The organism is Pseudomonas sp. HMWF006 (assembly GCF_003061205.1).
Taxonomy (GTDB): Bacteria; Pseudomonadota; Gammaproteobacteria; order Pseudomonadales; family Pseudomonadaceae; genus Aquipseudomonas; species Aquipseudomonas monsensis.
Window position 1 is genome coordinate 1 of the sequence record NZ_QAIU01000446.1, and the last position, 5018, is coordinate 5018.

Genomic DNA, 5018 nt, shown 5'->3' on the forward strand with positions numbered 1-5018 from the left:
CACCCCGCCCTGCCCGGTTATCGGAAACACCAGCCCGGTCACCAACGGCCCGAGCAATGAGCCGACCCGGCCAATCGCCGAGGCAAACCCCGAACCGGTCGCCCGCGCCGAGGTTGGATACAACTCGGGCGTGTAGGTGTAGAGCACCGCCCACATGCCGAACAGAAAAAACTGCATCAGCAGCCCCGTGCTGATCAGCAGTGCCACGTTGCCGCCGAACACCGCGCTCTGGCCATAGAAAAACGCCATCACCCCACCGCCGAGCAAGGTGACGATGCACACCGGTTTGCGCCCCCAGCGCTCGACCAGCCACGCCGCCATCAGAAACCCGGGAATCCCGCCGAGCGAGATCAGCACCGTGTAATACACCGACTGGGTCACGGCGAAACCCGACTGTTGCAGCAATGCACTGAGCCACGACGTCAGGCCGTAAAAACCCAACAGCGCGAAAAACCACAAGCTCCAGATCATCGTCGTGCGGCGGCGGTATTGCGCCGACCAGATTTGCTTGAGGGCCGAGAAAAAGCTGCCCGGTGGCGTCACCGTCCGCGGCAAACTCACCGGCTCGGGCAACGTGGCAACACCGAGCGATGCGCGCACGCGCTGTTCGATCGCGGCCAAGACCTTGTCAGCCGTCTCATGCCGCCCGGCCTGTTCCAGCCAGCGCGGCGATTCGGGGATAAAGAAACGGATCGCCAGGACAAACACCGCCGGCACCGCCAGCACCAGAAAGATGTCGCGCCAGCCAATCACTGGCAGCAGGAAATACGACAGCACCCCGGCCGCAACAAACCCCAACGGCCAGAAACCATCCATCAGGGCAATGTAGCGCCCGCGTCGTTGCGCCGGAATCAGCTCCGACAACATCGACTGAGCGATGGGAAACTCCATGCCCATGCCGATTCCCAACAGGATGCGGAACAGCGTGAGCATCTCGACGGTTTGCGCCGTCGAGCACAGGTAACTGGCAACGCCCCACAACACGATGCTCCACTGGAACACCGGCTTGCGGCCGAAACGGTCGGCGAGCAGGCCCGACAGCGACGCCCCCAGCACCATGCCGAAAAAACTCGAACTGGCGAGCAGGCCGGCTTGCGCGCTGCTCAGGCCGAACTCGCTTTTGATCGAGCCGAGCAGAAACGTCATCATCGCCAGGTCCATGGAGTCGAAGAAGAACGCCAAAGCAATAATGATGAAAATGATGCGGTGATACCCGCTCAGTGGCAGACGTTCCAGGCGTTCTGCCGCGCTAAAGCGTTGAGTGTCCATATCGTGCTCCCCCATCCGGAAATTCCCCGGATCGAGTGTGCGCGATGGTGATTCAGAGGTCGTACTGAATGCGACCTGCTCGCAGTCGTAGGCGACGCCGGGACGGCCTGACGTCGATCACGAATGCTCTATCACGCCATTTCCAGCTCGGTTTCCCGGGCAAACCGCTGCAATTCACGCTGGCCTGTGGCCGTCAATTGCAGGGCTCTGGAGTCATTGGGCAAGGTCAGCCATCCCGACTGCATGAACAACTGCAGCAGCGCCGCGCCGAGAGAGCCGCCCAGGTGTGGGCGTCGCTCGCTCCAGTCCGGACAGGCGCAGGCCACCTGCACATTGCGGTGTGCCAGTGCCTGGATGAAAACCCCGCGACCGGCCAGCTGTTTCGCACCCTTGTGGGTGACCACTACGCGTTGCTCAAACTGTTCGATCCAGCCGACGTCGAGCAGTCGCTGATACAGGTCAGCGGCCAGCGTGCCGCCCAGGTGGTCATCGCAAAAGCGTGCGCGCAACAGCGAAGAAGGTGCCGCCTGGGATTTGGCCATCGGTGTAGTGCGTTTGAAAATCTCGGGAATGTCCCGTGGTGCGCTGGCGATGGTAGCGCTGGCCAGCGCTTCGATGGCGGCGCCGACCTCGGGTGCCGAGAGACGGAAAAAGCGTTTGCGACCACGGACTTCGACCTTCAACAGACCGCCAGTGGACAGACGCGCCAGATGCGCGCTCGCCGAGGATGGTGACAACCCTGCCAGCAACGCCAGCTCCTCGGATTGGCGGGCCGAGCCATCCATCAGCGCCCACATCATCGCGCTGCGCTTGGGATCGGCCAGCAGCGTGGCGATCTGGCTGATGCAAGGTGCATGTTCCATGTATTCACTCCCTGTGGAATCGTATCGTCTACTGCTCGGAGACATCTTGACCAGTAATGGGGCATCGGCCAAGGCGCGCGCATCACCCTGAACCGGGGCAAGGCAGGCCATTGGCTCAACAGCCTGCGGCACTGATCTCGCCGCGGTGGCGCTGGCAGACATTAAACAGCGCCCGGTCGGCCGGACGGTGTCCGGGCCGGGGTTTGCGTACTGGCTTGAGGCGGACGCTAGTATAAGCGGGATGGGCGCCGCGTCCTGTAACGGGGCCTGCACGGGTGGTGATTGTTCCTGAGAGAAATTTCTCTATTTACCTGCGACTAATGATCAACTCTCGGGAAAGCGGGAAATTGACTACTCAAATCGGCGCATCGACTGGCGAGCATTTCCCTCAGCAGGTTCACCGGCTTACTCAATTGGGCGCGATGGGCGCACAACAAATTCAGCGGAGCGCGCTCGCACAGCAACTCCGGCAACAGCACTTTGAGGCGCCCCGCCAGCACGTCGGCGGCCACGTCCAGCCAGGATTTGTAGGCAATGCCCGCCCCCGCCACGGCCCACAAGCGCACCACGTCCGCGTCATCGCTGAAGCGGTCGCCGCTGACCGTCAGGCCGACTTCACGTTTGCCGTCGTGGAAACTCCAATGGTCGTGGACGCGGCTGCCAAGCATGTACAACAGGCAATTGTGCTGGGCCAGTTGTTCGAGCTGGCGCGGTTCACCATACCGTGCCAGATAGGCCGGGGAGGCACAGAGCACGCGACGGTTATGCGCAGCGATGGGCAAGGCGATCAGGCTGGAGTCTTCCGGTTCGCCATAACGCAAGGCGATGTCCACCGGCTGACGGAACAGGTCGGCGATGCGGTCCCCCAATAACAGGCGTACCGTCAGTTTCGGATGTGCACGCTGGAAATCATCGAGCCAGGGCAGCAACAGATTGCGCCCGAAATCCGACGGCGCCGACAGCTGCAGAATCCCGCTGACCTGATCCTGCCCGCTGGCCAGCAGACGCCGGCCCTCGTCGAGATTGCTCAGCGCCGCCCGGGCGTATTCGAGAAAGCCCTCGCCCTCGGCCGTCAGGCGCAGGCTGCGCGTCGAACGAGCCAGCAGGCGTGCGCCCAGCTGCTGTTCGATTCGCTTCAACGCCGCACTGGCGACCGCCGCCGACATGTCCATCACCCGCGCCGCCGCCGACAGACTGCCCAGATCCGCCGCGCGAACAAACAACTGCAAGTCATCGAAACGCAGCATCCTCAGCCCCGATTATCAAAAAAATATTGAAAGAGACTGCTGTTTTAGCCGGTTTTATCTTGCAGAGAAATAGCCAATCATCTGTCCCATCGTTGTCCCCACTTCTGGAGTCCACCCATGAAAGCCATTGCCTACTACGCCTCCCTGCCGATCAGCGACGAAAAAGCCCTGCAAGACATCGAACTGCCAGAACCGGTCGCCGGCCCGCGCGACGTGCTGGTGGAAGTCAAAGCCATTTCGGTCAACCCGGTCGATACCAAAGTGCGGCAGAACGTGGCCCCTGAAAACGGCGCGGCAAAAGTGCTCGGCTGGGACGTGGCCGGTGTGGTCAAGGCCGTCGGCAGCGAAGTGACGCTGTTCAAGGCCGGCGACAAGGTCTTTTATGCCGGCTCCATCGCCCGCGCCGGCGGCAACAGTGAACTGCACGTGGTCGATGAGCGGATCGTCGGCCATATGCCCAAGTCGCTGGGTTTTGCCGAAGCCGCAGCCCTGCCGCTGACGGCGATTACCGCGTGGGAATTGCTGTTCGAGCGCCTGCAGATTCGCGAAGGCAACACCGATGAAGGCCAGAGCCTGCTGATCGTCGGCGCAGCCGGTGGCGTCGGCTCGATCCTGACGCAACTGGCCAGTCAACTGACCGGGCTCAACGTGATCGGCACCGCTTCCCGTGCGCAGACCCGCGACTGGGTCAGCCAGTTGGGCGCCGATCTGGTGATCGATCACAGTCAGCCGCTGAGTGAAGAACTGAAGCGCGCCGGCATTGACAGCGTGACCCACGTCGCCAGCCTGACCCAGACCGATCAACACCTGGATCAACTGGTCGAAGCCCTGGCACCGCAGGGCAAGCTGGCACTGATCGACGATCCGAAATCCCTGGACGTGACCAAGCTCAAGCGCAAGAGCCTGTCGCTGCACTGGGAGTTCATGTACACCCGTTCGCTGTTCGAAACCGCCGACATGATCGAGCAGCACAATTTGCTCAATCGTGTGGCCGAGCTGATTGACGCCGGGACATTGAAGACAACCGTGGGCGAGCACTTCGGCACGATCAACGCGGCCAACCTGCGCCGGGCCCATGCATTGCTGGAAAGTGGCAAGGCCAAGGGGAAAATTGTTTTAGAAAGTTTCTAAAGGCAAAGGATCGCAGCCCTCGGCGGCTCCTGCGGGCTTCGAGGGCTTTTTGCCGTCAGTCTGACAGTTGACCCTTGTCACAATTGCGATCGTATTCAGGTCTACAATCGAAAACTCTGCGATACATCTTTTACGCAAGGGAGGTCAGCAATGAAGATCCTGATAAAAGAAGTGGCAAAGTCTCAATGGCAGGTTCGTCTGGACCAACACGCCGTCACTTTCCGCAGTGAAGCCGAAGCACTCGCCTTTACCCGCACCCTCGAAGCGCGACTCTGCGCCCCCCATCAGATTCCCGACCGCAGCCAACAGCGCGCTTCTGGCTGACGACTGTTCAGGCCTGCGCCTGGGCTTGTGCCAACGCTCGGGCATTCTGCAGACGCCGGGTGAGCATCGCGACGCTCACCACCAGCACACCGCACAGGCTGATGACCATGGACATCGGCACGGCGGTGCCGTCGTGCAGCACGCCCACCAGCGCCGATGCCCCGGCGGCGACACTGAACTGCAT

Annotated in this window: 5 protein-coding genes and 1 pseudogene; 2 read left to right on the top strand and 4 right to left on the bottom strand. The window is 61.8% G+C overall.

The window, feature by feature from the left end:
* From DBR24_RS18830 to DBR24_RS18840, 3 genes are all read right to left on the bottom strand, one after another.
* A partial coding sequence (locus tag DBR24_RS18830) for an MFS transporter (protein WP_128615495.1) occupies positions 1-1269 on the bottom strand: 1269 nt, incomplete at its 3' end.
* Between the two features lie 131 nt (positions 1270-1400).
* Positions 1401-2132 (bottom strand): helix-turn-helix transcriptional regulator, encoded by a 732-nt coding sequence (locus tag DBR24_RS18835; RefSeq protein ID WP_123471118.1) that lies wholly within the window; start codon positions 2130-2132, stop codon positions 1401-1403.
* Positions 2133-2449: 317 nt separating this feature from the next.
* A complete protein-coding gene (locus DBR24_RS18840) occupies positions 2450-3379 on the bottom strand; it encodes a LysR family transcriptional regulator (protein ID WP_128615496.1) in 930 nt (309 codons plus the stop codon).
* A 117-nt stretch (positions 3380-3496) separates the two neighbouring features.
* Between DBR24_RS18840 and DBR24_RS18845 the strand changes: the two genes are divergently transcribed.
* Complete coding sequence (locus tag DBR24_RS18845; RefSeq protein ID WP_123471114.1) at positions 3497-4510, top strand: zinc-binding alcohol dehydrogenase family protein; 1014 nt, start codon at positions 3497-3499, stop codon at positions 4508-4510.
* Positions 4511-4660: 150 nt separating this feature from the next.
* The gene (locus DBR24_RS31080) at positions 4661-4834 is read left to right on the top strand and encodes a hypothetical protein (RefSeq protein ID WP_177490620.1); all 174 of its coding nucleotides are present in this window, start codon (positions 4661-4663) and stop codon (positions 4832-4834) included.
* Between the two features lie 7 nt (positions 4835-4841).
* On the opposite strand, the pseudogene DBR24_RS32850 reads toward DBR24_RS31080, so the two are convergent.
* Positions 4842-5018 (bottom strand): annotated as a pseudogene (locus tag DBR24_RS32850) (Bcr/CflA family drug resistance efflux transporter); the annotation flags it as partial.